Below are 26,985 nucleotides of genomic sequence, written 5' to 3' on the forward strand. Positions count from 1 at the left end.
TATACTAAAGCCCATATAAAAGCTTATTATTTTTAATAATGAAAAAAATTTTAATTTTGGCAGCAAATCCTAGAGGCACAACACCTTTGCGTTTGGATGAGGAAGTGCGTGAGATTGATGCTGCATTGAAACAAGCCAAACATCGTGAGCAGTTTGTCTTAGAACAGAAGTGGGCAGTTCGTGTCAGAGATATCCAACGGGCAATGCTAGATATCAATCCACAAATTGTTCATTTTTCTGGGCATGGCACAGGGGATGAAGGTTTGGTATTTGAAGATGAGGCTGGACAGGTGAAGTTAGTCAATGGAGAAGCCCTAGCAGGACTGTTTGAACTGTTTGCAGATCAAGTTGAGTGTGTCGTTCTTAATGGCTGTTATTCAGAGATACAAGCAGAGGCAATCACTGAACATATTAGCTATGTAATTGGCATGAAAAAAGCGATTGGAGATAAAGTGGCAATTAAATTTGCTGAGGGTTTTTATTATGCTTTAGGATCTGGAGGGACTGTTGAATTTGCTTATAAGTCTGGTTGTGCTGAAATTCGGTTGTCAGGTTTTTCAGAGCAACTAACTCCTACTCTAAAGAAGAAACGTTTTGATGAGTCTAAAGACCAACCTGTAGTCCTAAATAAACCTGCTTCAGAGTTAGATCAGGAATTAAACGACTCTGACATAGAAATACTCACAGACCTCTTAATACGTAGTGGACGTGCAGAATATTCAGCACGAAAAGCTCTTTGTCTAAAAATTGGAATTGAACCAAGTCAGCTTGGATTTTTAAGGCAATCTACCGATGCTGACTTTGCCTTAGAGCTAGTTACCTATTTGCATAGTATAGGTAACAAACAAGCAATTTGTAAAATCTGCTCTGTACTTGAACTTGTGTTTAAACAAGGTAAGTATTCAACTAATTTGGCAAATATTAAATCAAAAATAAATTGTAATAATACAAGAAATTAAAAGTATGTCCCAACAAAACTTTTTAGATGAATCTGATATAGATACATTAATAAATCTTTTGCTCCTTAGCCAGCAATCAAGAACACGAGAAGCACTATGTTTGAGCATTGGAATCAACCCCAAGCAGCTTTCGTTTTTAAGACATACTTCGGATTCTGACTTTTTTCTACTCCTCATTAGGTATTTAAATGACATAGGCGATAAAGAAGCTCTTTGCAAGCTTTGTTGTAAAGAACTAGAACCTATTTTTAATAAAGGGACGTATAGTCTTTTTTTAAATGGAATTGCCGTAAAACTTAACTGTAACCAGCAGTTTAGAAAGAATCATCCAAATAATAAACAACGAAATTCTCCATTGTCTAGCTCTGTTTCTAGTGTCACCGCTAATCCCTTTAATCAACTTGCTAAATTAGTTACAGGTGGTATTATTTTTTTAATAATTGGGTTAGGAGGGTTTAAGCTATACTCTACACTAACAACCTCTAAGCCTTCACCAGAGAAACCTACAGTCATTACACTTAGCCCTAACATAACATTACCAAGTCCTAAGTTTTCACTAGAGAACTCTACTGTTAGTTCATCCAACCCTAGCCCCACACAACCAAGTCCTAAGCCTTCACCAGAGAACTCTATCTCCACTCCATCCATATCCAGTACACCAGAAATATCTGACCGATTTATAGTTCGTCAGGATGGACGAGTCTATACAAAAGAAGTTAGCGGTAACTGGCGACAAATTGGTGGTTTCTTCCCTCCCGGTTCGCCTGTAAGTGCTGTAGCCCGTAAACCAGGAATAATTGACTTATTTGTGGTTGGTAATAATAAGAAAGTTTATACAAGTTATTCTATAGACGGAGGTAGCAATTGGTCTGGCATCAACGATGACTGGCAACAAATTGGTGGTGAATTCCCTCCCGGTGCGCCTGTAAGTGCTGTAGCCCGTAAACCAGAAATAATTGACTTATTTGTGGTTGGTTACGATGGGCGAGTCTATACCAGTTGGTGGACAGAAAAAGTTAATAAGTGGTCTGGCATTGATCACTGGCTACCAATTGCTGGTGAATTCCCTCCGGGTACTCCTGTAAGTGCTGTAGCCCGTAACCCAGGAAGACTTGATTTATTTGTGAATGATGAGGATGGGCGAGTCTACACAAGTTATTTCGTAGAAGGAGTTAGCCAGCAGTGGTCTAACTGGCAGGTAGTTCCTTAAAACTGAAACAGGTATTGTTATCAACCAGTTTTTGAAATAAATAGCAACTACCAGTAAATATCGCCCGGAATGACGGAACATAAATTGTGTATGAATTTTGATCTCTTAAAAAGCCACAGAGTCAACAGCCTACCCCCATACCCCTAAATTTGAAAAATCCGTATTATAAAGCAATAAAATATGGTGTTAATTTTTGCCAATTAGCGATAACATAATGAGTGCTTAACCAGGGAACTCTGCCACAGTCTATGTCCAAAGCCCATGTCATTGGATTAGGAAAGTCCGGTATTGCTGCGGCGAGATTGTTGAAACGGGAAGGTTGGGAGGTGATGCTGAGTGACCGCAATACCTCCGAAACCCTCCTCAGTCAACAACAAGAACTCGCCAAGGAACAAATCACAGTTAAACTAGGGTATTCATTAGAATTAGATGGTGCTGATTTACCCAATTTAATTGTCGTTAGTCCGGGTGTGCCTTGGGACATACCAGTGTTAGTCAAGGCGCGAGAATTGGGCATAGAAACAATTGGCGAAATGGAATTGGCTTGGCGCAATTTATACAAGCTGCCTTGGGTGGGAATCACAGGCACTAACGGTAAAACTACCACCACAGCCCTGATTGCAGCCATCTTTCAAGCGGCAGGATTTGATGCGCCAGCTTGCGGTAACATTGGCTACGCGGCTTGTGAAGTAGCGTTAGCCAAGAAATTACCCGATTGGATAATTGGGGAAATGAGCAGCTATCAAATCGAATCTTCTGCATCCCTAGCTCCTCACATTAGCGTCTGGACGACTTTTACCCCAGATCACCTAGCCCGTCACAAAACTCTAGAAAATTATTACAACATCAAAGCCAAGCTGTTACGTCAGTCGCAATTACAAGTTGTGAACGGTGATGATGCTTATTTAAGTAAAGTAGGTATCAGTGATTGGCCGGATGCTTACTGGACAAGTGTCAAGGGTAAAGACTTTCTGATTGGGAAAAAAGGTTTTTATATTGAGGATGGTTGGGTAGTAGAACAGTTACAAGCCGACTCTCAACCGGAAAGAATTATTATAGCCTCTGCTTTGCGGATGGTGGGAGCGCATAACCTACAAAACTTACTCATGTCTGTAGGTGTAGCGAGATTAGCAGGCATCGCACCCACAGCCATCGACAAAGCCGTGCGAGAATTCCCTGGAGTTCCCCACCGTTTAGAGCATATCTGCACTTGGGAAGGCATTGATTTTATTAACGACAGCAAAGCCACCAATTACGATGCAGCAGACGTAGGACTAGCATCTGTGAGTAGTCCAGTGGTGTTAATTGCTGGGGGTGAAGCTAAACCAGGAGACGATACAGCGTGGTTAGCTAGTATACAAGCCAAAGCGGCGGCTGTCTTACTGATTGGCGCGGCGGCACCAGCCTTTGCCCAACGGCTGCAAGAAGTTGGTTATAACAATTATGAAATTGTGGAAACAATGGAAAATGCTGTACCCAGAGGTGCAGAGTTAGCCAAACAACACCAAGCAGCAGTAGTATTACTATCACCAGCCTGCGCCAGCTTTGATCAATTTCCCAATTTTGAAGTGAGGGGCGATCGCTTTCGGCAATTGTGTCGAGAATTTGTAGAAAAGGGATAGGGGTGTAGGGGAGACAAGGTAGACAAGGTAGACAAGGTAGAAATGAAAAAATTTTTATTCCCAATGCCCAATGCCCAATTCCCCATGCCCTATTTCCAATCACCTTAATTTTTGCAATAACCACATTGAAGCGACAGTCCCAATAAAGTGAGCAGCAATACCATTAATATTTGCTACCATCACGAACACATCCAAAGCGCGGATAATTTTATTGGGGTCAACAATTGCTACCCCTGGCGGTTGGGAGATGGATTTGGCAACTAAAACTCCTAACGTTGCACCAGCACCCACAAGAGCGAGTAACATCCCTATTAAACCTGCTAAAACTCCTATTTCAATAATTCTGATGGTATCTGCCTTAGTCGGATGTAAAGCTGGGTTGGGATTGTCTAGTCGCTTGGCGATGCGAGTATAACGGAAATTCCAATACACACTAAACAATAAGGCCACAACTGCACAAATAGCCCAGAATATCCCAATCCCGATGCCTGTATTTTGTTGAGTAGCAAATCTGCGTCCGGTAGAAGCAAATAGTAGCACTAATCCAGAAACCACAACTAGTGCTAGTTGCACCCAAAAAGTTATCCAGCCAGTAAGATTAATCGTCTTGGCAATTCCATGCAGTGAACTATGTACTAGCGATCGCGTTTCTGTTTCGGCTTGCATATTACTCAATTACCTACTTCCCCAACACTAGGATATTTTTACCGTCTAGTCTTTACCCCCACCCACAGACATAGCCGATATCACTTCTACAGGCATAAAATTAGGCAAACAAAATATCTCAAACTTAGGATTGATGAGTAATTAGGCATTAAATTGACATGATCGGGGAAGAATAACAGATATTGAAAGCATAGTTGGCGATCGCTAGGAATAAAGGGCAATGATTAAATCTTGGATGGTGATTGGGGGTATAGTTCTTGTAGTGGCTTTAGCCGCAAACTTGATTACACCGAGCGATCGTCAGTGGTTCAAACGCTTACAAAGACCCCGATGGCTAACCTTTGAAGCTGCAATTCCCATAATCTGGACTGTTGTCTTTATCTGCGGTGCATGGTCAGCTTATATTATTTGGGAATGTAACCCCAATGCCAATACAACTTGGGTACTCATGGGTTTATACCTGCTACTAGAAATTGTCACCATTGCCTATACACCAGTGATGTTCAAGCTTCGTAGCCTCCAAGTAGGTACACTCATCGGTGGTACAGGGTTCACTATTTGTATTATTTTGGCAATTACAGTTTTAACTGTTTCTGGTTGGGCAGCATTATTATTAGTCCCCTATTTACTTTGGAGTCCCATCGGGACATATACCACTTGGCAAATGATGCAGATTAACCCCCAAGATGCTTAGGTTGGGGATTGGGGATTGGGGATTGGGGTAAAAATTCTCTGTATCACTCTTGTCTACCTTGTCCCCCTTGTCTACCCTGTCTACCTCGTCCCCTACACCCCCACACCCCCACACCCACACACCCCTACACCCCTACACCCCTACACCCCTACTGAATCCTTCCATATATCGCCATAGATTGATGATTCAGCCAAGCCCACATTTGATCACCATAACAGAAATGCCACCATTCCTTGGGGTTACGTTGAAAACCAGCTTTCAACATGACCTCACACAATAACTGACGATGGGCATGATAGTAATGAGCATGGGGATGATCCTGATGAGCATAGTAATCGGGATGCGATCGCACTGACATTTCATCGATGGGCGAACCCATATCAATCACTTGTCCAGTTTCATCCACCAATGTAATATCTACTGCCCCACCTGTACTATGAGGAGGCGGCGTTTTTTCATCCATACTGGGGACAGCCCAAATTTCATACACCGCTTCCCAAATCTCTTGACGCTGCTGGGGTGTTAACTCGACTTCAGTTAAGCCTCTTTCCTGTAGGGCAGTAGCAAAACTGTAATCTACCATAAACTGTTGTACAGCTACCGGACGATAACCATCAAATATCTGAATGCGCCAGTGAGGACGCAGTAATTGCAGGTAACTCTGAGCTTGAATTAAATTTTCCACCACACTCTGACGGAGATAATAAGGAGAATAATCCCCATAACTCGCACCCAATTTTTCATAAGGATGGGGAGATTCCACCGCAAACATTTCTACAGGAATCTCCGCTAGCCGTTCACCACATTCCCTAATAGGTATTTGATGATACGGCCTAATTTGATAAGTTTGCATTCACTCTACTCACAACCACAAATTTCACACATCAGCTAATTGTGGAAAAAACGTAGTTAACAGTCAACACTTAACGCAATGTGTTTCTTAGGAGTATCTTTTTTATCATAAATCGCCACATTCTTTACACTGTCTCGTTTTCAGCCTTGCTTGTCGCCCCATCAGGTATTATCAACAAGGTCTAAGAGCTATAAGGCTTATATGCCCCCTGGTTGGTGAGCGCAGTCGAACCATTGCCCCCTACCTAATCAGAACTACAAATATTTACCCTGTTCTAGCTTGAAAAAGGGGTGTAAGGGAAAGACTTTTTCATGTTTTCTTGTGTACGCAGTTCATGATGGCTACTTATATGCTGATGCTATTAGTAACAAGCCTTGGTTTCAGATAGTCGTAATTTATTAAACGGCTTTTATTGTTCAACTCAATTTGCCGTTCTGCTTCGTTCAATTCCTGCTGAAATCTAACTAAAACCTCCTGTGCTTCCGGGTCTAAAAACTTATCGTCATAGTACCCCAATCTGTCATAACGGTAGGCGGACAAGAAGAATAAAATCGATAATTGATCAGCAGTTTGCTTTGACGGTGGGAGAAATGATAGTAGGCTTTTACGGTCAGGGATAGTTCCTTCTGATGTTATTTGTTTATAAGCAGCGAGGGGCATATTGGGAATGAAAGTCATATACTCATATTGTGAGTAATTAACAGCAGCGTGTTGTGGCCCACAGGTGAAAATGACCGCAGTAGCAATATCAATTAATTGGTCTAATGTTGTAATGCGGTTGCTAACGCCCTTGACCCGACCGCCTGATTGGGAAACTAATTCCTGCGCCCAAGATTGTAATTCAAAGTCTGCTGTTAAATCTTGGGGAGTTTTATAGTATAGTTTCAAGTATTCAGACACAAACTTTTTAATGGCATTCCACAATAGTAAGCCATCGTCTCGATATGGATAGTGAGGTAGTTCGTCTGAATTATCCATCCCCCGATTTTTGAGTTCGGTGGGGAAAGAAAACTGATCTAAGCTCCATTCTTTATATGCGTTGACGACAATTTGCAATGATTCTTGCAAAGTTCCCGCTAGCAATTCGTCAACAGGCCCACCTCTATTAACTAGGCGCTGACGACCTAATTCATTATTAGTTAACATGAAACGGAAGTGGGGTTTAAGCAATAAATTGAGCGGATGGTTATCCGCTATTTGACGGGCTGTGACAATGGCGAAGGGTTCCATTACAAAGTGAGTTCGACACAAATGGCTACTCATTTCATGATGGTTAGCATCAGCAATTTGAACACAAAGCTTGGCATGAAACCAGACCAAAGGGTCATCAAAAGGTGTGATTAACTGACTCTGTTTACCATCTGTGGGATTGATTTGGATAGCAATCGGTACTAGTTGACCGCGATCACTAAAACCAGAACTACGCCAACAAAAGAATGCTATGGGAGTGGGTAAATACTTCTTACCTCTTTCATAAGTTCCTCCTTTAACAAATGCAAGCGCTCTGTAATCAGCTACATATATATTTCCAGTCCTAAGTCTTTCTAATAAGTCGATAGAGTCACCAAACTTTTCTTGCAGTTCTGAAATGGTAAAGGCAAAGCCATCTGGCATCTGCTGAATTTGGCGTAAAACTAAAGGATTTGCACCACAAAGCCGTTGTTCACAGAAAGAGTTATCAGTTTGGTATGTTTTGATGACATTAGGTTTAGGCAAAACAGGAAAATAGTCTTCATAGTCTTGCAATTCATCTAAAGGGTCCCATAAAGAACGGGTTTTAACGGCTAACATATTTAGAGGAAGTTCTGCCGTCTCTAACGTACGTTCAGCAATATACTTAGTAGAAAAATTTTCAACAGAGGGTACATTTTTTATCATTGCCATAGGCACTAAAAAATTGTGATCAAATTCATACTCTCCTTGTTTGCGCTCCAGCAAATTCTTGCGTTGTGTAGGTTCAGGATCATTCTGTGGAAGATATGGTTTCATAACTTTTAATACCAGGAAATTAATTTTCAGATTACAGAATTTACCTTCTTTGAGCAGGGAACAAACTCTCCAAAAGCGTGAATTACCGACAGTCTATCGGTATTTTTAATCAGTTCCAATCCTTGATTTAGGATATTAATGGCAGCGTTTTTGTCGGTTTAACTCTAGAGCAGCACTTACTTGTTCGGGTATGAAACTTATGATTGTATTTTGCTCTATTGTTTTGGTATGCGAATTCGCGATCTAAGTAGAAGTACGATTGGGTAAAGTCCAATCACATTTCGATTAGCCTCGTAAATTTACATAGACATATTACCATCTTTGTCAGAAATGTTGAATGCTGATACAAAACATTACAATTTCAATTAAACTAGTCCTGAAAAGCCTAAAATTGTCAGCATGACATCATCTCCTTAAACCAATGAACATAACTGATTTTCTGACACATACAAGCTTGGAGATAGCGAAGTTTATCTAATAGTTTATTTCCCCATTGTTCGGGAATAGATAAAAGCTGTAAGATGAGATAGGCTATCAAGCTCACATGAATTTATATGGTGATGCCATTGACGTTTTTAGTAATTAGTTTGTCCAGCTTTAAGTGCATTTTTAAAAACTTCCATAGCAGTTCAACACCCCAACGCAATCGATAAATATCCCTGATTTCATCATCACTAACAGATGCTTCTCCAACCCCAGGTAAATTCGTCACTAACCGAAACTCAGTTTTGGTTGTCTTATCACAAAAATTTACCACCCTATAAGCTTGAGCATCATCAGAAGAACCAACCTTAGTTAATCCAGTTGACTCTTGAAATTCTAGTTTCCAATTGTTTTTTATTCGTAAAACAAAAGGCTCTCCTAGACTAGCTATAGGACTAGTATTTGATTTCTGAAAAAGCTCCGTACATTTGAAGGGTGACAAAATCAAAGGTAGTGTGTCGAATAAACCACTCGAACATCCATTTGAGATGAGAAAACGAAGGAATTAAAGCACAAAAACGCCGCACCCAAGTTTTAGCTTGTAACCAAATATCCTCAATCGGATTTTGTGATGGGCAATTAGGAGCAAAACGGACGCAGTGAATTTGCCATTGTTCTTCCGGTAAACCAAGGTTTACCTCAGTTAAAAAGTCTTGGACAAGATGGGAATGATGAGAAGAAGCACTATCCCAAAAAATCAGTAATTGTTGGTGAGGTGACTGGTCTAATAAATAACGTAAATAATCAATCGTATTGTCTGAATTACCTGCATCATAGGCTTTAATAAGTAATTCACCTTTGAGATAGTCAACTACTTCGTAGTACGTCTGTTTGTCTCGCTCATTGACAACCGGAACTGCTATTTCTTAGTCAGTTTTACCCCAGACATACCCACTCAAGTCTCCCCACATATAGATAACACTCATCTATCAACAATACTCTCAATAAACCTGCTTCTATTTCTTTTCTGCGGCTTGCCAACGATGTCTCAATCTGTTTTTTTTACTGCCACAGCTTCTTTCTCGGCTTTTGGATTCAGTTTTGTCGTTTTCTTCCAACTAATTCCTGCTGCATCAAATAAGTCATAATAGCTGCGTTTTGACTCATAAGTTACATCGTATTCAAAAGCCAATTTATATTCAAGTTCCCCAAGCTCCCAACATTCCTTTGTTTGCAACCAACTTAAGACCTCTTCTCGTTGTTGAACACTTAAGTAGCTTTTTCTTCCCTTGTGGTTCAGGCACAGTCCCGAAATTCCATACTCTTCGTAGGCTTGTTTCCAGCTTGTTATCGAACCAAGTGACACATCTAAAATTGTTTGAATTTCCTCATATTTGTAGCCTTGATAAACCAGTTTGACTGCCAATGCTTTCCTCACCTCACGCGCATCTGGCCGATCATCTATAAATTTTTGTAGTTCTGCGATAGCTACGCCCGCCCCAGGCATCGCGGTTTGTATATGCTGGTTTATCATTGTTCCCTGTTAGACAGATATCACCCTCCGTATTATCTCTTAGTTCTTTTCAGAAATCAAATATGATTCCTATATAACAAATTAATACTTAATATCAGGTTAAATCCTTACATAGTCTGGGATTCAAGAGTAGTAAAGTTAATTTTTATTAAATCCTGGATTTGATTTTAGCGAAACTTTGTTATATCAATCATTTTAGCCCTTTTTTAGTGTTAATTTATCAACCCAAGTCTGGGAGAGCCAAACAAAATACTTATTTTCTTGTACTAACTTTTGTATAAATTTTAATCATCAAAAGTAAAAGGTCTCCTGGTAGCACAAGATATTCTTCGTCTGGTATGGGGTTAGTGTTTGCTGGGAGTATTGGAATGTAAAGTATTTGTCTAGGTAAAAGTGAGCTAGGACTAGAGCCAATGACATTTTTGTTAACTCAACAGTTATCTGTTTCTATATTGACCTTGGAATTGATTAGTATATGGGGTGTAGGGTAAGTCTGGCTGGGGAACTTGATTAGGTTGCTGCCATATAGAATTGCCGTAATTATGAGGGACTAATGGCTCAACTTTGACGTTAAAATTCTGGCGGGAATTGCGAATAGTATAGGGGCCGATAATTGGTGATGTTCCCGTAATTACTTGCGTTGTTTGTGGAACCTGATTCTGTACAACCTGATTGTTATTAAAGTTGGTAGAGAAACCTGGTTGACTATTTGTGCTTGTTGGTTGGACGTACCCTGGTCTAGTATTTAACCCTGTGCTAGATGGTAGGGACTGGCTGTTGGGTATATTGTAAATTCCAGACGGGGGATTAATTGTGTTTGGTTGCAGATAGTTAGTAGGAGAATTTACGCGCGTACTTGGTGAAAAGCCTTGTTGATTGTTGAAATTATTATATCCAGGTAAGCGAGTGTAATTGACTTGGGGATTGATAATACTAGTGGGTGATAAAGTTTGGTTAGGATAAATGAGATTAGGTGAATTTTGGACTAATCTATTGTCATCATTACCATTTAGAGAGTTAGTATTTGATGGGTTTGTCCCATTTAAGCCAGATATATTTTGATTGTTAATTGAATTAATATTCGTTGATAAATTATTGGTTGAATTCGTATTTTGGTTATTTTTATTAACGGTTTTGGCTGCTGTTGCCGCAGAATTTGATGTAGTATCTGCTGAATTAGTCGAAAAATCCAAAGACTTAAGACCTAATAAACGATTATTATCAGTTGCGCCAAAGCGTAATAAAGTTTCTGCTTCTGATACGAATAGATTTTGGGTTTGAGGTGGTGCTATGGCATTGAGATTATTAGGAACAGGATTAGGTGTTTGAGGAGCCGATTTTTGTTTAAGAGCATCCAACAATGAATTGCTATTTTTATTTTCTTGAGAGTTAGTAACAGTTTGCGTGGGTAAACCTGGTGGTGGATTGTTACCAAACAATAATGGTAAATTATCAATATCTGCTGCGATCGCTCTATCTTCCCGTGACAGTGAAGCCCCCAAAGGATCGGAAGAGTTCAAAGCAGCATCATTGCGCGCACCAAATATATCTGGGTTTGCCCAATACTCATGAATTAGTAGCCCAACCACAGATAAAAATATGGCAGTTCCCCAAAAACTAGGTCGCCCCAAATTCATTAGTCGCGCTTTCAGATAGCGTAAGTAAGCCGGAGGATAATGATTGTTTTTCATGGTCAATAGTCAATAGTCATTAGTCATTAGTCATCAGTTATTAATACTTAGTCTACCTTGTCTACCCTGCTGCCTCTGCTTTCACCATGCCCCATGCCCCATGCCCATCGTCCATTGTCCCGCCATACTCTACCTTTGAGCAACACGTATTAATAAAAATGTACCTATCCCCAAGAAAATAAAGTTAGGCAACCAAGCACCTATAAAGGGAGAAAATACTCCAGCTTGTCCTAGTGCGCCGGTAATAAAGCTGAGTAGGTAATAAGAGAATATAACAATTACGCTAATACCGAAACTTGTACCTCGTCCTGTGCGTTGGGGAATAGTTCCCATAGCTGCACCGACTAAGCCGAACACTACACAGACGAAAGGTAGGGCGATTTTTTGTTGAATTCGTACTTCTAGTTTACGGATTTTTTGGCGATCGCCTCCCAATCTCTCTACTGTTAATTGTTCCAATGCTTCGGAAATGTTCATCTCGCCATAGTCGCGGCTTCTTTCTACCAAGCTTAAAGGTGTGCGGGGAAGCTTTAATTGTTGCTTTTCAAATCTTAAGATATTGCGGTAAGAGCGATCGGGGGCAACTAGGTAGATGGTACCGTTATAAAAATCCCAGACACTTTGTGAGCCATTCCACTGGGCTGATTCTGCAACCACAATTTGATTTAAACCTTCTGTGGAGCGATCAATAATAGTTAAGCCTTTCATCTGTCTACCATCAAACTGGTCAGCATAAAATAGGCGTGTCAATATCTTATTTTTAGTCCCGTCCGACTCTAAAACATCTCGATATTCAGGATAAAAGATATTCTGCTGTTTAAGTGTTGGTTTATCTGATTTAATGGCTGCGTTTAAGGTGAGAGTAGCTTGGTAATTGGCTGCTGGTGCGATTTGCTCATTAAATACAAAAGTCATCCCAGTTACCACAAAGCTCAATATTACCGCCGTCAACACCATCCGATAAACACTGACTCCACAACCCCGCAAAGCAATTAATTCACTTTCACTAGAAAGACGACTATAAGCCATCAAAGTCGCCAACAGTGTAGACATAGGGAAAGCTAAAACAATGAAAGCCGGCAGTTTTAATAGAAAAACCTGAACAGCAACATTAACTGGTAGACCAGATTCTACAACTCTACGTACCAAATCAAATACTGCATCAACAGTGACACCAATTGACGAAAAAGCCCCCACTCCAAACAAAAAAGTTGGTAGCAGTTCACTAGCCAAGTAACGATCCATAATCGTAAAAGGCAGCAAAGATTTCAGGCTGTAAAAAGGCGTAAACTGTTTGGATACCATAGGTTTTTAGTCAATAGTCAATAGTCATTAGTCATTAGTCATTAGTCATTAGTTATTAGAGAACAGGGAAAAGTTTTTCTCATCTCCTACCTTGTCTCCCTTGTCTCCCTTGTCCCTAAACCTGGAAATTATCACCTAAGTAATACTGCCGCACGAGGGGATTGTTGTATAGTTCTTCGGCTGTACCGTAGGCGAGAATTTGCCCTTCACGCATGATGTAGGCGCGGTCTGTGATGGCTAGGGTTTCTCGGACGTTATGATCTGTGATTAAGATGCCCATGCCGCGATCGCGTAGTTGTGCGACAATATGTTGAATTTCATGCACTGCGATCGGATCAACGCCTGCAAAGGGTTCATCTAATAGTAAAAATTTGGGGCCTTCTCTTCCGGCTGCTAAGGCTCTAGCTAATTCGGTACGTCTTCTCTCTCCACCGGAAAGTTGAATTCCTTTGCTTTTTGCTACTTTTTCTAAGCGGAATTCATGTAAAAGTGTGGCTATGCGCTTTGGCCATTCCCGTCGCGGTACGTTAGTTTGCTCTAGAACTAACCGGATATTATCATGGACTGACAGTTGACGAAAAACACTCGCTTCTTGTGCTAGATAGCCAATGCCTAATCGCGCTCTTTTGTGCATTGGCAATCCAGTAATCTCTAAACTATCTAACCAGACTTTTCCCTGATTGGGTTTTTCTAAACCTGTAGCAATGTAGAATGTTGTCGTTTTACCGGCTCCATTGGGGCCTAGTAAACCGACAATCTCACCCTGAGATACAGAAAGATTGACGCGATTGACAATGAGTCGCTTGCCGTAAGATTTGTGAATATTTTCTAAAACAATTTTCACTATTTGCGGACTGTGTGAGTGGTTGATGCTAATTAGCTGGTTTGAGTGCTGGTGTTTTGGGGGCTGGTGTATTATTCCTTGTGTCTAATTGTGAGTCTTCCACCATATAAATAGACTCTACTTGACGACTCGATTGAGGTAAGGCCACAAAACGCCCTTCATCAATTAAATATGTCACCTTTTCGGCGCGGATACTATTACCACCTTGTTGCAAAATGTAGACGTTACCACTGAAATCAATCCGGCGTTCTTTGCTGAAGTATTGGGCTTGTGCGGCTGTAGCTTGAATTTGGCGAGCAGGATACAACATTTGGACATTCCCACGAGCCGTAATCACTTGGTTTTTTGCGTCGTATTCTTGGATGTCAGAGCGAATAGTCAGGGGACGATTTCCTGTTGGTGTTTGTGCTGTAGCTGGTTGTAGTTGTTTGGGTAGAGCTAAAGCAGCCAATACTGTAGCCTGCAATACTAAAGTTAATCCAAGACAACGCATTTTTGATAAAGAAAATTTATAGCGGGGTAACATAGTGATGAAAGATGGGGAATTTTGACTGCTATCTTAAATTATCTCCAGCATTTTCCCTAACAAATCCCAGAGAGAATTAATTAGGATAGATACTAGCTACAGTTTTGACGCTTCACTAAATCTTAAAGTTTCTTTTCTATTCCCGCTAATTGCTCAAGCAATCCCTGTGACAAAACTTGTGTTTTGTGCCAATCCGATCACACCAAATGCTTTAACTGCGTGCTTGCTTTACCATCGCAATCAAAGTATGATGGGCATCTTCCGAATCAGCTAAAACATGATCAAACGGAATGCGAACAGGCAAATTCTCGTCATTGACTTGTGCAATTAAGTCCATACCTTGAGCATCAATAGCTTGCATTTGTGCGGCTGTTGCTTCCAAGACTCCGCCAAAAAACTGAGCGTAAAGTAGCACAGCATTAGCATGATCCTCATTCATGTGGCTGCAAATGCGTGAGCTAACTTCGGGAGAAAACTGATCTGCCATAGCGCAATAAGGAGTTACCAATAAAACAACTGCATCAATTCTAAAATAGGTTGCGGTAAATTACTCACAGCCAGCAAATCACGGGCAAATTAACATTTGCATTTTCTATTTCCGGCTGGCGGTGGCTGAAAATTTCGTTAAGATGCTCTGTTTGGCCGATGCAGACGGGAGTCGTAAAAAATACAATAAATTTATATTTGTCAAGTAGTTTTTACCTGTGGTTACGGAAATCTGACAGCTTAGACTGTAACAAACGTACTCAGCTAGTTTATGGTAGCGAAGATCAGATGAGCGGAATTAGGAAGCGTCAAATAGTGATTGGGGATGTGCATGGTTACTATGAAGGACTAATCAATTTGTTAGAAGCGATCGCTCCTGCTACTGAAGACGAAGTATATTTTTTGGGAGACTTGATTGATCGTGGCCCCCAAAGTTCACAAGTAATTGATTTTGTCAAAGACAACAACTACAAATGTCTATTGGGCAACCACGAGCAGATGTTATTAAATATCTTGACTGGTGAAAATGTCCCAGTAGCTTTAATGCAAGCATGGTTACATAGTGGAGGACAAGCAACTATTACCAGTTACCCAGATGCTACCGTTTCCCTAGAACACATACACTGGCTTAAGAGTTTACCTACCTATATTGATTTAGGACATATTTGGCTGACTCATGCTGGCGTTGATCCCAAAAAAGCCATCCGAGAACAATCCGCAGAACAATTTTGCTGGATTAGAGACGAATTTCACAGCATAGACCAGCCATACTTTACTAATAAACTAATTGTTGTAGGTCACACCATTACTTTTACTTTCCCTGGAGTGAATCCCGGCCAATTAGCCCAAGGTAGGGGATGGTTAGATATAGACACTGGCGCATACCATCCCCGTAGCGGTTGGTTGACTGGATTTGATATGACAAACAATTTAATTTATCAAACTAACGTTTTTACTAACTGTTCACGGAAACTACCCCTATCAGAAGCAGTAGTAAAAGTTGAACCGGAAAAAATCATAGCTCGTCGCCATCAGCAACGAGTTTAGGGGTTGGGGACTGATCAATTCAAAATTCAAAATTCAAAATTCAAAATTAAAGAAGGATTGGGGATTGGGGACTGGGGACTGGGGACTGGGGACAAGGGAAGAGATGAGAAAAACTGTTCCCTGTTCCCTGTTCCCTGTTCCCTAATGACTATTGACTATTGACTATTGACTAGACTACAAAACACTACGGATATTGTCACGATAACTTGCGGTGTCTAATCCGTCACGTCCATTGCTGGGTTGACGATCAATAGCAGCTTGTAAAGCACTGATGCGATCGCTTGTGGCTGGGTGTGTACTTAAAAATGTTGGGGCAGAACTGCCACTTTTGAGCAATTTTCGCATAAAGCTTACCATCCCACTGGGAGCATAACCAGCCCGGATGAGAGTTCTTAAGCCCCGCTTATCAGCATCAAATTCATCTTGACGACTGCGGGGACGATTGAGTGCTAGTTCTACACCAATTCCCACGGCGGTATTGCGTTCTAAACCCGCAGCTGTGGCTACACCACTGGCTAATGCTCTTTGCTGCATCTGTTTAACTAAATGTTTACCACTAATATGACCCCATTCATGGGAGATGACGCTAGCGAGTTCCGCTTCATTTTCTGCGGCTTTGATTAAGCCCGTGTTGACGTAAACAAAACCACCCGCAGTTGCAAACGCGTTGATAGCTTTATCTTCTACTACCTGAAATGTGGCAGGAAGTCTAGGGCGATCGCTACTTGCTACTATCCGCCTGCCAATATCTTCTACATAGCGATTAATTTGCGGATCACGATTGAGTTTGACTTCACTACGTAATTGCTGATTCATTTGCGCGCCCAGTTCTACTTCCTGACGATCAGATATATTCGATAGTTGTAGCACTTGCGCCCCTTGGAACAATAGAGGTAATAAATCTATGGCTCTACCAGGTAAAGGTGTAGTGATACACAAACTAATAGCCACCACTACCGAAATCAACGGATAAAACCAGCGTCGCCGCCAAAGATGATAATTTGCCATCCAGCCTTTCCTGTCAATCATAAATTCGGTGAGACAATTCTTGCAGGGAACAATTAATCAAGACGTACATACAGCGTTTAAAGTTGCATTCAGCACTCAGGGAAGGAGAGTAATGAGTGCTGAGTGCTGAGTAATGAGTAATGAGTAATGAGTTAGGAAATCAATTCTACCTTGTCTACCTTGTCTACCTTGTCTACCTTGTCTCCCTTGTCCCCAATCCCCAGTCCCCAATCCCCTAATCTTCCGCCTTCACTGCTGTAATGAGCGATCGCACTTCTTCTACTCCTTCGGAGGGTTCAAAGGAGAGGGGGAATTTGCCTTTGATGAGCATACGTAAACCTAAAGGTGCGATGCTTAGTAATCCTCTTAAGTCTTGGAAGTAGTTACCCACAACTTGCAAACCAAATTGTCTTTCATCAATCCAGCCGCCTGCTTTGACTAGTTCTACTAATACCTTACGATGGCGAATTGAGCGACTATCACTCGCTTGTTTGTGGGAGAGAATTTCTTGTTTAATTTTGGTGATTTGTTCTAGGGGGGAAACTTCCATTGGACAAACTGCATCGCAGTAGAGACATCGGGTACATCCCCACACGCCTTTAGTCCCTTCGTTGTAATTTTCTAGGCGATTGGCTGTATCTGTATCGCGGGAGTCAGCAACCATGCGGTAGGCTTTAGCCAGAGCATGAGGCCCTACAAAATCGGGATTGACTTCCCGTGCATTGCATTCTGAGTAGCAAGCACCGCACATAATACAGTTACCAGTTTGATCTAGTTGCGATCGCTCTTGTGGTGTTTGTAAAAATTCTCTTTCTGGGACTTGTCTAGCGGCGGTACTAACATAGGGTGCAACAGTTTCTAAATTTTCCCAGAAACTATTCATATCCACGACTAAATCTTTAATCACCGGCATATTTCCCATTGGTGCGATGCTAATTTCTGGAATTCCATCGCTTTGTTGTGGTAATCTTGCTAGTTCACTGCCGACATTTTCCTTACAAGCTAAGGCGGAGCGTCCATTAATTCGCATCGCACAACTACCACAAATGGTATTGCGGCAATTTTTGCGAAAGGCTAAAGTACCATCCTGCTCCCATTTAATCCGATTCAGGCAATCCAAAATCGTACTACCAGGTTCTGTCTCTAAAATGTAATTTTGGACTATGGCAGGGGAACTATACTGTTGTCGAATGATTTTAAAATTAACCTTCATGAGTTCTCACCGAAATTTTTAATTTAGTGCATCAGCCTCAAAAACTTAAATCAATTAATTTAGGGATTTTTGTTCCCGTAGCCTGACGGGATAAAATTTCTGGTGTGGGTTGTCCATCCCAGAAAAATTTTTCAGCCGGATTTGTGATTTTAGATTGACAATCTTTGTAGCTAATCCAGCCCAACGTGTATTTTAGATTCCTGCTGCCAACAAGTAGGACGCTAATACCTGACTTTTGCAGTAGGATTACCAAAAGTACCAAAAAACCATCTAAAATCAAAATCCCGAACTACAAATTGACAAAATCAAGGCTAGTGGTGACAAAAAATCAGCTATATATATTGTTACCCTTAATTCTGGGACTAGCATTAATAGGCTAATTGTTCAAGAGAGACTGAATCTAGTTTAAATATAACTATGATCATCTTTGATGACAGCAGCACCATCAGACCGATTTATGTTGCTGACAAACACTCAAGCATTAACAGCAGCACTTGCATCCCCAATCACAAATCTCTAGGAAAAATTTTTCTAGGGAAGAAAACTTGCCTCCAGAACTTTTGTCTTGGGTAAGCTACGTCAGCACGCAATCTAAAATTATCCGTGTCAAGGGGGTTTACCAGGAATGAATATAGGTTTATCCTCTATATTGTCTGTCTACCTACAATAAATGCTCTGCAACTTATTCACACATCTTGATGCCAACATCTACAAATGGCAATGGTTGTAAAATCCCTGTACACATCGCTCAATTTTATGTTTTTGGTTGCATGGAAGCCGCAAAGCTAAGAATAAACATCCACGAAGTCGCGTGTAGTCTTCAGCAAATGTCAGAAAATTTATTCTTCCCATAGACAGACGTACATAAAACACTAGCCCTTCTGCTCTCGACACAATAAACTAGGAGGTTAATACTCATGGCTTTTGATCTGGCTTGAATCAAGTAAGCTAAAGGATATAACTTACCCTTCAAAACTACTCATCTAAATTTAGATTAATTTTTATAAAAGCTATACAGCAAAACTCACTCTTCCTGATGAACCCTACAAAAAATCCTAGCCGCTTTTTGTTGCGAGGAGCTAGGGGATTTAGATAAAACTTTACTTTTAAATTAAATTAAAAAATAAACAATTATTTTGCTATTATTAGTCCATGCTAGTATTTAATATAAAATTACGAAGTCACAAAATTCAGAATCAACAGCTGTACAACTACAGCTAACACTGCTGAGTTTCTTCGTAATCTAGAGACAGAAATTTCATGTCTCGACAGGTAGGACAAAAGGGTGTATGTCCGTAAAACCATATTCCAATCCCATGCTGTCCATAGTTTAAGAGGAAGTAGAGGTAAACCCTGACAACTCAAGAGCTATGAAGGAAGCACCGTCAGAGGAAAATCAGCAATTTCTTTGGTCTACAACTTATTTGTAATGGTTAGACCAAACGAGAAAATAATTGCCTTTCCGATGATGAATAATGGTTGAAAATGCCGTAAAATCACCGAAAATAATGCCTGTGTAACTCGTGGACTCTCATCTGTTGTGGTCATCCACAATAGAGGTACTTGAGGATAATATCAGCAGGAATTCACCCTAAAACTTAAAGTCCCCAGTAGCTTTGTATAGATGCTAAAAAATCAAATACTGGCAAAGGACAACATAATTTATCAGTTTGGAGAGAGTAAGGAAAATTTGACCATAATGAGTGAAACTGCAACTGCGCCTTTAACTGGAAAAGCACTGCTAGCGAAAGTCAAAGAACTTTCTAATTTACCTAGAAGAGAAAGAGCCAAGCAGTGTGGCTACTATACTGTTACAAAGAATAACCAAGTCCGTGTCAACCTCACCGATTTCTATGATGCTTTGCTATCGGCTAGAGGAATTCCTCTGAGTCCAGAAGCACCAAAAGATGGCCGTGGTCGTGAACCGACATATCGTGTTAGTGTTCATCAAAACGGTCAAATTGTCATTGGTGCTACCTACACCAAGGCGATGGGTTTGAAGGCTGGTGACGAATTTGAAATCCGACTAGGTTACAAGCATATTCACTTGATTCAATTGGGTGAAAGCGATAAAAAGCTGGCTTCTGACATAGATGTTGAAGATGCTGACGAAGATGTAGAAGACGAAGAATAAATTTTCTGCTATTTGGGGTGAGTTTCTGAGGAATACTTGGTAACTTATCCCTAAAACCAGCGAAAGTATCGTATTCCTAATTAGATAAACTTATCTAATATAAAAATCACGATTAGACCCCTTGCAGATGTTACCAGTTTTGGTAAAGTCTTGATTAATCAACAAGACATTCATTTTGCAAGAAATCTATCGTGATTTTTTTGTTTAGTATGACCAATTTCTCCGTACCATCCATCAGCAATTTACTGACATCGCTACAAGATGCACCAGTAATAGTTGTGGTGATGGCATTTTTTATGGCTTGGTTGGGGTGTTGGCTACCAATTGCCCTAGTCTTACTCAGATTACTACATTGGCAACCAATAAAACCTTTACAACCAGAACAGAAATTACCGTTAATTGTCTCACTCTATCTATTAGCACCCTTGATAGTTTGGGGCGTGATTAGGTTAACTAATAGTTCTTTCTCCGACTACGGAGTTGTGGCTAATTTGTCCATGTTAGGTGCTTTAGCACTAGGTTTTGGGTTAGGAGTATTCAGTCTATTTATTTCCTATACCTGTCAATTTTGGTTGGGTTGGTGTGTCTTTAAAGAGTTAAATATCAAGCAAATAGCATCTATATTACCATCTATTTTATTAATAGCGTTATTAGTAGGTGGGATAGAAGAGCTAGTATTTCGGGGTTTTTTATTAACGGAATTAGAGCAAGATTATTCTGTGTGGGTAGCGGCGGTAATTTCTAGCGTGATTTTCGCACTCTTGCATTTAGTCTGGGAACAACAGGAAACACTCCCCCAAATACCAGGATTATGGTTACTGGGGATGATGCTAGTGTTAGCGAGGATATGCGATCGCAGCCATAATTTAGGTATAGCCTGGGGATTACATTCAGCTTTAGTCTGGGCGATCGCTACTATAGATACAGCCCAACTAGTAACTTATACAGGGAAAGTCTCGGAATGGTGGACTGGGAAGAACAATAAACCCCTAGCAGGAGTGCGGGAATTATTTGTGTTTTAGGAACTAGCTTAATACTTTGGTTATTTTCTAGGTCTGGGTGAAATCAGTACACAGTCAACAGTGATCAGGATCAAGAGTGTTCATAACTGATAAATGTTTTGCCTATGCCAGAATAGAATATCAGTAAAACTACGGTTTGACCTATGGTGTGGAATCCAGGGAAGCAGTTATTTGGTGGACGCTACATAATCGAGAAAAAATTGGGTGAGGGTGGAATTGGTATCACTTACCTAGCCAAAAATAAACAGGGTCAACTGCGGGTAATTAAAACTCTGCGTGAAGAAATACTGAATAATCCTACTTGGATACCGCATCAAAGTAAACTCAAGCAAGACTTTAAAGAAGAAGCATTACGCCTGGCTTTATGTCGCCATCCCCACATCGTAGAAGTGGAAAATGTATTTGATGATGGTGACTTACCCTGCATGGCAATGGAGTACATCGAAGGGGAAGATTTAGGTAAGCGGATAACCCAAAAGGGAGCATTACCAGAAGCAGAAGCACTAGAATATATTCGACAAATTGCGATGCTTTGATACTGGTTCACGAGAAAGGCTTGCTGCATAGAGATTTAAAGCCCGGTAATATTATGATCCGTGCAGGTAAGCCAGAAGCCGTACTGATTGACTTTGGTCTTGCTAAACAATTCATTCCTGATGAAGTTATAGACCATACACAAGGGTTGACTCCTGCTTATGCGCCACCAGAACAGTATGTAAGGGTGGCAGAACGCGGTGAATATATTGATGTTTACGCCTTAGCTGCCACATTATATTCTTTACTAACTGGAGAGCCACCTATTTCAGTACCAGGAAGATCGCAATATACTCTGCAACCACCGAAAAATTTAAATTCCAGCGTTAGTGACAGAGTAAATAAGGCAGTTATGAAGGGGATGGAGCTAGATTACAAGTTGCGTCCCAAGTCGGTGCAGGAATTTTTGGATTTGTTGGGATTACTTAAACCAAACAACTGGGAATGCGCCCACATCATCCCAAAAAGTTATGGACGAATAGTTTTTAGTCCCAAGGCAGATATTTTAGCAATCACAGTATATCGTTTTATTCACTTGTTGTCATCAACTACAGGTCAAATGATCCGTACTCTTCCTTCAGAACGTTATCCTGACATCGGTCATCTCAACGAGGTTAGTTCTATAGTCTTCAGTAGTGATGGGAAAATTCTAGCTAGTGGTAGTTCCGACAAAACTATCAAATTGTGGGACGTGGCAACAGGCAGAGAAATTTGCACCCTCACTGGTCATTCCGAATCGGTTAATTCTGTAGTCTTCAGTAGCGATGGGCAAATGTTAGCTAGTGGTAGTTCGGACAAAACTATCAAGTTGTGGGACGTGGCAACAGGCGAAGTAATTCGTACCCTCACTGACTATTCTGGCTATTCTCTAACCTTCAGTAGCGATGGACGAATACTTACTGACAGGTATTTTAAACTGTGGGAAGTAGCAACAGGTAAAGAAATTAGCAGTTTCAATTTTACTGGTTATTCTGGCTTGATTAGGTATGCTGACTTAAGTCATGATGGCCGAATGTTGGCTATTAGTAGTGACAAAACTATCAAATTGTGGGATGTGGCAACAGGGAGAGAAATTTGTACCCTCACAGGTCATACCGAGTCAGTTAATCGTGCAATCTTCAGTCACGACGGACAGATTTTGGCTAGTGCTAGTCTGGATAACACTATCAAGCTGTGGAATGTGGCAACAGGCAGAGAAATTCGTACACTCAAAGGGCATACCGACTCGATTGACTCCATTACTTTTAGTAGTGATGGGAAAATTCTAGTTAGTAGTAGTCAGTACAAAACTATCAAACTGTGGGAATTAGCAACAGGCCAAGAAATTTCCACTTTCAAAGATCATTCCGACTCGGTTAGTTTTGTAGCTTTCAGTCATAATATGCAAATTCTGGCTACTAGGAGTTGGAACTATAGTGGCAGACACTATGATTCTTGTACTTATATTAAACTGTGGGATTTGGCAACAGGTAGAGTATTTCACACTCTTAGCAGCCATTCCAAATCTATTAAATATGTTGCTTTCAGTAGCGATGGGAAAATGCTAGCTAGTGCTAGTTGGGACAATACTATCAAACTGTGGGACTTGGCAACAGGTGGAGAAATTCGCACTCTTATAAATCAAAGTCAAAGTTTATTTAGTTATTTTGAATCTATCGCTGTCAATAGCGATGGGCGAATGCTGGCTATTGCTTGCGGTTACGAAACTATCAACCTCTGGGATGTGGAAACTGGTAGAGTAATTCGCACTCTTACTACTCGTTCCAAGCACGTTTCCTCTGTTGCTTTCAGTAGTAATGGACAAATGCTGGCTATTGCTGAGGAGTTTAACCCTATCAGATTGTGGGATTTGGCAACAGACAAAGAAATTCGCACTCTCAGTATTCGTTTTGATTGGCTTCTTGTCACCTGTATCTATTCCGTTGCTTTTAGTAGTAATGGGCAAATTCTGGCTAATATTACGGGACACACTATCAGAGTATGGGAAGTGGCAACAGGGAGGAGAATTCACACTCTTAATCATTCTAATGTGAGCTCCTTCACTTTTAGTAGTGATGGGCAAATACTAGCTAGTGGTAGTGCCAAAACTATCAAATTGTGGGATGTCGCAACAGGGAGAGAAATTCGCACCCTCACTGGCCATCGCAGTATTGTTGATTCCATCACTTTCAGTAGTGATGGGCAAATGCTAGCCAGTGGTAGTTGGGACGGGACTATCAAACTGTGGGAAGTGGCAACGGGTAGAGAAATTTTCACCCTTAATCATTTTAACCAGGTTACTTGTGTCGCCTTTAGCCCCGATGGCAATTGGCTAGCGGCTGGAGACTATAGCGGAAATATCAAAATTTGGCGACGCAGCTAGTTTGGCAATTACAGCGTCTAAATAGTATTAGAACTAGCGAACAATAAACACAATATGTCTAAAGCATACGAATTTCCTGCCAATGTCACCACTGAAGGCAAAATAGAATTACCGAATGCTGTTTTACAACAATTAGCAAATAATCAGCAGGTAAAAGTAATTATTCTCGTCACTGAACCCACAGAAGCGGAACAAGAAGAAGCCGCTTGGCAACGTCTTGCAGCCGAACAATTATTAAAAGGTTACAGCGAAGATGATGCTATCTACGACACGATGTAAGCAATGCAAAATTATCAATCTGGCTCAGTCATTTTACTCAAACTTCCATTTTCTGATGCAGTAACATTCAAACTTCGCCCGGTTTTATTAATTTTAGATACCGGAGATGATGATGTGATTGTGTCGCGGATTACTAGCCAAATCACTCACACTGCTTTTGATGTTGAAATTATCGAATGGCAACAAGCAGGTTTAATGCGTCCATCGGTAGTGAAATTGCATAAGATAAACACAGTAGAAAAGCGGCTATTAGAACGTCAATATTGAAAGCAAAAATAATATTTGTTATTGATTATTTTCAGTTTTTCCGATTCATGAACAATGCGATCGCGCCCCTCAAAGCCAACGCGATCGCAAACCGTTCTAAGCCATGAAATTAATCACAGCACTAATCAGATGATGGGTAATGGGCAGACTATCAATCACCATCGCTAAACACAACAGCATCATGTAAGAGATGGAGAAGAGAAACACATCTCTAGCTGTAGTACGGTCTTCAGGGTTTTGTAACAAACACCAAGATTTGCGGATAAATAAACCGCCTAAACCGGCGGCGAAAGCAGCGTAAATAATGCCGCTAGCGTGGAGGGGATAAACCAGTAACAGCGTTGAGAAGACTGTAATTAAGGTGTAGTACCAAATTTGCTTCACGGTAACTGCTGCCCCTTCCACGACAGGTAACATGGGAATTCCCACCTTGGCGTAGTCATCGCGAATCATCAACGCCAACGCCCAGAAATGGGGAGGAGTCCACAAAAAGACGATCGCAAAAATTAACCATGCAGCCCAGCTTAAAGTGCCTGTAACGGCTGCCCAGCCAACTAAGGCGGGAATTGCTCCAGCCGCGCCGCCAATAACGATGTTTTGGGTACTATGACGTTTTAACCAGTGAGTATAGACCAAAACGTAAAAGATAATGCCAGATAATGCTAAGGAAGCAGCGAGGAGATTGGCGAATACAGAAAGGAGTGTAAAAGACAGGATAGCCAGAGCGATCGCAAAAATCAACGCGTCACGGGGTTGAACTCTCCCAGAAGGCATAGGACGATGACGCGTCCTCTCCATTTCATAATCAATATCGCGATCGTAGATACAATTAATGGTCTGCGCGCTAGCAGCCGCTAAAGTTCCGCCAGCGAGGGTAACTAATAACAATAAAGGGTCTACTTCGCCTTTTGCTGCAATCCACATACTGCCGGCAGTAGTAATTAAGAGCAATGGGATAATTCTAGGTTTAGTTAGCTGATAATAGCTTTGAACTACCTGAAGAAAAGTTTCGTGGTGGCGAGAGACATTAGTCTCGATCATTTTGACTGTAATTCCTTTTTTTTCAAGAACTTATGTGCAGCCCTTGCTCTAGATTGATAATCCTTGCCTTTACTACTGCCATGTAGAGAGTTGATACCAATTCGCAATTCGCAATTCGCAATTCGCAATTCGCAAAGGTTTTTGAATTTTGGATATGTTGCAGAATTTTGGTGAATTGGTTACGAGTCAAAAAGGCAAGAAGACGGTAGAGTTTGAGCTTCAGTTGTAGAGGTAAGGTTTGCAAGTGATGATGGGAAGGAGGAAACGCTTCTAACTTGCTAAGATACCTTCCTCCCCACTGTTTCATAGTTTTTTGTTTTCAGCAGTTCATTATCAACATAGAGAGTGGGGGTATAAGGGTGTAAGGGTATAGGGGTATAAGGGTATAGAGCAATTTTTATGTCCTTGTTGTGTGACTTATGAAATAACTAATCTCTAACCTGTCGCCTATCACCTATCACCCCCTAAATTTTGGCTTCGATTTCTCGATTTTCAGCCCAGTCGCGGAGGGCGAGGACTGTAAAGGCTACTAAAGAACCTAAAAGTGCCGCGCCTACGGCTTGGTGAGAGACTGTCAGAGGTTCGACTTGCAGATGTAATCGGAAAGTGGCGACTCCCAAGACGAGTTGTAAGACTAACAGCACACCGGACATATTCGCGAGTCTTCGCAAAGCTGGGTGTAGTGCTGGTGTCCGCCAGGAAATTAACACTACTGCTAAGGTGGCGACGGTGGGCGGTACTAGTCCAAAAATATGGGTGTACATCACATCGCAAAGTTGAGAACCCCCAAAGCACTGGTGTAAAGCCCAACGAGAACCGACTAATGCACCTAAAAGACTTTGTGCATACACAAAAATCGCGGCTGTCAAACCCACCCACGGCAGTTTCCCGACGTTACCTGTTCCTTGGTAGGGAGTAAGCGCAATGCCAATAATTAAAGGGTAGTGAAAAACAGTAACGCTGTCCTAAGTGGGCTGTGACGATATCAAAGCGTAATAATTCTGTGACGGTAAGTCCGCCTAAAATCCCTTGAAAGACGATGAGAAATAGAGCAAATGTCCCCGCCAAGGTAGCCAACTAGGTAGGGCGCGACGATGCCACCAGGATAAACCACATAAGGCGATCGCACTCACTCCAATTAAACTGGCATCTAGACGGTGAAACCATTCCAAGAAAACTTGGAGATTCATTTGCTTGGCTGGTACTAGTTCTCGTAGCAAAGTGGCCAGTCTGGACAAGCCAGCCCTGCATTCATTACCCGCGTAGCACTGCCTAT

General features: G+C 41.2%; 22 protein-coding genes and 5 pseudogenes. 12 read left to right on the top strand and 15 right to left on the bottom strand.

Features of this window, described 5'->3' with window-relative positions:
• Positions 1-38 precede the first annotated feature (38 nt).
• From CV014_RS14055 to murD, 3 genes are all read left to right on the top strand, one after another.
• Complete coding sequence (locus CV014_RS14055; protein WP_236142603.1) at positions 39-959, top strand: CHAT domain-containing protein; 921 nt, start codon at positions 39-41, stop codon at positions 957-959.
• A 355-nt stretch (positions 960-1,314) separates the two neighbouring features.
• Positions 1,315-2,169 carry a hypothetical protein gene (locus tag CV014_RS14060; protein WP_236142604.1) on the top strand — a complete coding sequence of 285 codons (855 nt, stop codon included), beginning with the start codon at positions 1,315-1,317 and terminating at the stop codon, positions 2,167-2,169.
• A 248-nt stretch (positions 2,170-2,417) separates the two neighbouring features.
• On the top strand, positions 2,418-3,791 hold the full coding sequence (gene murD, locus CV014_RS14065) for a UDP-N-acetylmuramoyl-L-alanine--D-glutamate ligase (RefSeq protein ID WP_236142605.1): 1,374 nt from the start codon (positions 2,418-2,420) through the stop codon (positions 3,789-3,791).
• A 99-nt stretch (positions 3,792-3,890) separates the two neighbouring features.
• Here the strand turns inward: murD and CV014_RS14070 are convergent, their stop codons facing one another.
• The gene (locus CV014_RS14070) at positions 3,891-4,457 is read right to left on the bottom strand and encodes a DUF3611 family protein (protein WP_236142606.1); all 567 of its coding nucleotides are present in this window, start codon (positions 4,455-4,457) and stop codon (positions 3,891-3,893) included.
• Positions 4,458-4,677: 220 nt separating this feature from the next.
• Between CV014_RS14070 and CV014_RS14075 the strand changes: the two genes are divergently transcribed.
• Both CV014_RS14075 and CV014_RS14080 read left to right on the top strand, forming a co-directional pair.
• Positions 4,678-5,151 (top strand): TspO/MBR family protein, encoded by a 474-nt coding sequence (locus CV014_RS14075; RefSeq protein ID WP_236142607.1) that lies wholly within the window; start codon positions 4,678-4,680, stop codon positions 5,149-5,151.
• Positions 5,152-5,159: 8 nt separating this feature from the next.
• Positions 5,160-5,306 (top strand): hypothetical protein, encoded by a 147-nt coding sequence (locus tag CV014_RS14080; protein WP_236142608.1) that lies wholly within the window; start codon positions 5,160-5,162, stop codon positions 5,304-5,306.
• On the opposite strand, the gene CV014_RS14085 is transcribed toward CV014_RS14080, so the two are convergent.
• The 9 genes and pseudogenes from CV014_RS14085 to CV014_RS14125 all read right to left on the bottom strand — a co-directional run bounded on the left by CV014_RS14085 (position 5,300) and on the right by CV014_RS14125 (position 14,803).
• Entirely contained in the window at positions 5,300-6,004 is a 705-nt protein-coding gene (locus CV014_RS14085) for a M15 family metallopeptidase (protein ID WP_236142609.1), read from the bottom strand. The two genes, CV014_RS14080 and CV014_RS14085, sit on opposite strands and share 7 nt — an antisense overlap.
• A gap of 345 nt (positions 6,005-6,349) precedes the next feature.
• Complete coding sequence (locus CV014_RS14090; RefSeq protein ID WP_236142610.1) at positions 6,350-7,993, bottom strand: lipoxygenase family protein; 1,644 nt, start codon at positions 7,991-7,993, stop codon at positions 6,350-6,352.
• A gap of 394 nt (positions 7,994-8,387) precedes the next feature.
• Positions 8,388-8,846: pseudogene (locus CV014_RS14095) on the bottom strand (transposase); the annotation flags it as partial.
• A 25-nt stretch (positions 8,847-8,871) separates the two neighbouring features.
• Positions 8,872-9,905: pseudogene (locus CV014_RS14100) on the bottom strand (IS630 family transposase); the annotation flags it as partial.
• Positions 9,906-10,387: 482 nt separating this feature from the next.
• The gene (locus tag CV014_RS14105; protein ID WP_236142611.1) at positions 10,388-11,641 is read right to left on the bottom strand and encodes a hypothetical protein; all 1,254 of its coding nucleotides are present in this window, start codon (positions 11,639-11,641) and stop codon (positions 10,388-10,390) included.
• Positions 11,642-11,770: 129 nt separating this feature from the next.
• Complete coding sequence (locus CV014_RS14110; protein ID WP_236142620.1) at positions 11,771-12,886, bottom strand: LptF/LptG family permease; 1,116 nt, start codon at positions 12,884-12,886, stop codon at positions 11,771-11,773.
• A 175-nt stretch (positions 12,887-13,061) separates the two neighbouring features.
• Positions 13,062-13,790, bottom strand: coding sequence for an LPS export ABC transporter ATP-binding protein (gene lptB, locus CV014_RS14115; RefSeq protein ID WP_236142612.1), 729 nt, complete (start codon positions 13,788-13,790; stop codon positions 13,062-13,064).
• Between the two features lie 28 nt (positions 13,791-13,818).
• The gene (locus tag CV014_RS14120) at positions 13,819-14,316 is read right to left on the bottom strand and encodes an LptA/OstA family protein (RefSeq protein ID WP_236142613.1); all 498 of its coding nucleotides are present in this window, start codon (positions 14,314-14,316) and stop codon (positions 13,819-13,821) included.
• Positions 14,317-14,527: 211 nt separating this feature from the next.
• Positions 14,528-14,803 carry a DUF2470 domain-containing protein gene (locus CV014_RS14125; RefSeq protein ID WP_103138185.1) on the bottom strand — a complete coding sequence of 92 codons (276 nt, stop codon included), beginning with the start codon at positions 14,801-14,803 and terminating at the stop codon, positions 14,528-14,530.
• Positions 14,804-15,090: 287 nt separating this feature from the next.
• Between CV014_RS14125 and CV014_RS14130 the strand changes: the two genes are divergently transcribed.
• Positions 15,091-15,849 carry a metallophosphoesterase family protein gene (locus tag CV014_RS14130; RefSeq protein WP_236142614.1) on the top strand — a complete coding sequence of 253 codons (759 nt, stop codon included), beginning with the start codon at positions 15,091-15,093 and terminating at the stop codon, positions 15,847-15,849.
• A 174-nt stretch (positions 15,850-16,023) separates the two neighbouring features.
• On the opposite strand, the gene CV014_RS14135 is transcribed toward CV014_RS14130, so the two are convergent.
• The 3 genes from CV014_RS14135 to CV014_RS14140 form a co-directional block, all read right to left on the bottom strand.
• Positions 16,024-16,857 carry a M48 family metallopeptidase gene (locus tag CV014_RS14135; RefSeq protein ID WP_442946911.1) on the bottom strand — a complete coding sequence of 278 codons (834 nt, stop codon included), beginning with the start codon at positions 16,855-16,857 and terminating at the stop codon, positions 16,024-16,026.
• A 96-nt stretch (positions 16,858-16,953) separates the two neighbouring features.
• Positions 16,954-17,088 carry a hypothetical protein gene (locus tag CV014_RS30040; RefSeq protein ID WP_268964700.1) on the bottom strand — a complete coding sequence of 45 codons (135 nt, stop codon included), beginning with the start codon at positions 17,086-17,088 and terminating at the stop codon, positions 16,954-16,956.
• A 4-nt stretch (positions 17,089-17,092) separates the two neighbouring features.
• Positions 17,093-18,070, bottom strand: coding sequence for a succinate dehydrogenase/fumarate reductase iron-sulfur subunit (locus tag CV014_RS14140; protein ID WP_236142616.1), 978 nt, complete (start codon positions 18,068-18,070; stop codon positions 17,093-17,095).
• Positions 18,071-19,769: 1,699 nt separating this feature from the next.
• On the opposite strand from CV014_RS14140, the gene CV014_RS14145 reads away from it, so the two are divergent.
• The 6 genes and pseudogenes from CV014_RS14145 (at position 19,770) to CV014_RS14170 (ending at position 24,668) form a co-directional block, all read left to right on the top strand.
• A complete protein-coding gene (locus CV014_RS14145) occupies positions 19,770-20,204 on the top strand; it encodes an AbrB family transcriptional regulator (RefSeq protein WP_103138182.1) in 435 nt (144 codons plus the stop codon).
• 209 nt (positions 20,205-20,413) lie between these two features.
• Positions 20,414-21,267 (top strand): annotated as a pseudogene (locus tag CV014_RS14150) (lysostaphin resistance A-like protein).
• 102 nt (positions 21,268-21,369) lie between these two features.
• Positions 21,370-22,769, top strand: a pseudogene (locus CV014_RS30630) (protein kinase domain-containing protein); the annotation flags it as partial.
• Between the two features lie 3 nt (positions 22,770-22,772).
• Positions 22,773-24,122, top strand: coding sequence for a WD40 repeat domain-containing protein (locus tag CV014_RS30635; protein WP_339391264.1), 1,350 nt, complete (start codon positions 22,773-22,775; stop codon positions 24,120-24,122).
• Positions 24,123-24,176: 54 nt separating this feature from the next.
• The gene (locus CV014_RS14165; protein ID WP_236142617.1) at positions 24,177-24,401 is read left to right on the top strand and encodes a hypothetical protein; all 225 of its coding nucleotides are present in this window, start codon (positions 24,177-24,179) and stop codon (positions 24,399-24,401) included.
• 3 nt (positions 24,402-24,404) lie between these two features.
• On the top strand, positions 24,405-24,668 hold the full coding sequence (locus CV014_RS14170) for a type II toxin-antitoxin system PemK/MazF family toxin (protein ID WP_236142618.1): 264 nt from the start codon (positions 24,405-24,407) through the stop codon (positions 24,666-24,668).
• Positions 24,669-24,764: 96 nt separating this feature from the next.
• On the opposite strand, the gene CV014_RS14175 is transcribed toward CV014_RS14170, so the two are convergent.
• The gene (locus tag CV014_RS14175) at positions 24,765-25,709 is read right to left on the bottom strand and encodes a heme o synthase (RefSeq protein ID WP_236142619.1); all 945 of its coding nucleotides are present in this window, start codon (positions 25,707-25,709) and stop codon (positions 24,765-24,767) included.
• Between the two features lie 464 nt (positions 25,710-26,173).
• Positions 26,174-26,985 (bottom strand): annotated as a pseudogene (locus tag CV014_RS14180) (COX15/CtaA family protein); the annotation flags it as partial.

The organism is Nostoc sp. CMAA1605, assembly GCF_021596505.1.
Classification (GTDB): Bacteria; Cyanobacteriota; Cyanobacteriia; order Cyanobacteriales; family Nostocaceae; genus Trichormus.

Excerpts from the sequence above, each read along its gene's own strand:
- CV014_RS14055 (WP_236142603.1), top strand. The coding sequence starts at position 39 with ATGAAAAAAATTTTAATTTTGGCAGCAAATCCTAGAGGCACAACACCT.
- murD (WP_236142605.1), top strand. The coding sequence starts at position 2,418 with ATGTCCAAAGCCCATGTCATTGGATTAGGAAAGTCCGGTATTGCTGCG.
- CV014_RS14070 (WP_236142606.1), bottom strand. The coding sequence starts at position 4,457 with ATGCAAGCCGAAACAGAAACGCGATCGCTAGTACATAGTTCACTGCAT.
- CV014_RS14075 (WP_236142607.1), top strand. The coding sequence starts at position 4,678 with ATGATTAAATCTTGGATGGTGATTGGGGGTATAGTTCTTGTAGTGGCT.
- CV014_RS14085 (WP_236142609.1), bottom strand. The coding sequence starts at position 6,004 with ATGCAAACTTATCAAATTAGGCCGTATCATCAAATACCTATTAGGGAA.
- CV014_RS14090 (WP_236142610.1), bottom strand. The coding sequence starts at position 7,993 with ATGAAACCATATCTTCCACAGAATGATCCTGAACCTACACAACGCAAG.
- CV014_RS14105 (WP_236142611.1), bottom strand. The coding sequence starts at position 11,641 with ATGAAAAACAATCATTATCCTCCGGCTTACTTACGCTATCTGAAAGCG.
- CV014_RS14110 (WP_236142620.1), bottom strand. The coding sequence starts at position 12,886 with ATGGATCGTTACTTGGCTAGTGAACTGCTACCAACTTTTTTGTTTGGA.
- CV014_RS14120 (WP_236142613.1), bottom strand. The coding sequence starts at position 14,316 with ATGTTACCCCGCTATAAATTTTCTTTATCAAAAATGCGTTGTCTTGGA.
- CV014_RS14125 (WP_103138185.1), bottom strand. The coding sequence starts at position 14,803 with ATGGCAGATCAGTTTTCTCCCGAAGTTAGCTCACGCATTTGCAGCCAC.
- CV014_RS14130 (WP_236142614.1), top strand. The coding sequence starts at position 15,091 with ATGAGCGGAATTAGGAAGCGTCAAATAGTGATTGGGGATGTGCATGGT.
- CV014_RS14135 (WP_442946911.1), bottom strand. The coding sequence starts at position 16,857 with ATGGCAAATTATCATCTTTGGCGGCGACGCTGGTTTTATCCGTTGATT.
- CV014_RS14140 (WP_236142616.1), bottom strand. The coding sequence starts at position 18,070 with ATGAAGGTTAATTTTAAAATCATTCGACAACAGTATAGTTCCCCTGCC.
- CV014_RS14145 (WP_103138182.1), top strand. The coding sequence starts at position 19,770 with ATGAGTGAAACTGCAACTGCGCCTTTAACTGGAAAAGCACTGCTAGCG.
- CV014_RS30635 (WP_339391264.1), top strand. The coding sequence starts at position 22,773 with ATGTTGGCTATTAGTAGTGACAAAACTATCAAATTGTGGGATGTGGCA.
- CV014_RS14165 (WP_236142617.1), top strand. The coding sequence starts at position 24,177 with ATGTCTAAAGCATACGAATTTCCTGCCAATGTCACCACTGAAGGCAAA.
- CV014_RS14170 (WP_236142618.1), top strand. The coding sequence starts at position 24,405 with ATGCAAAATTATCAATCTGGCTCAGTCATTTTACTCAAACTTCCATTT.
- CV014_RS14175 (WP_236142619.1), bottom strand. The coding sequence starts at position 25,709 with ATGATCGAGACTAATGTCTCTCGCCACCACGAAACTTTTCTTCAGGTA.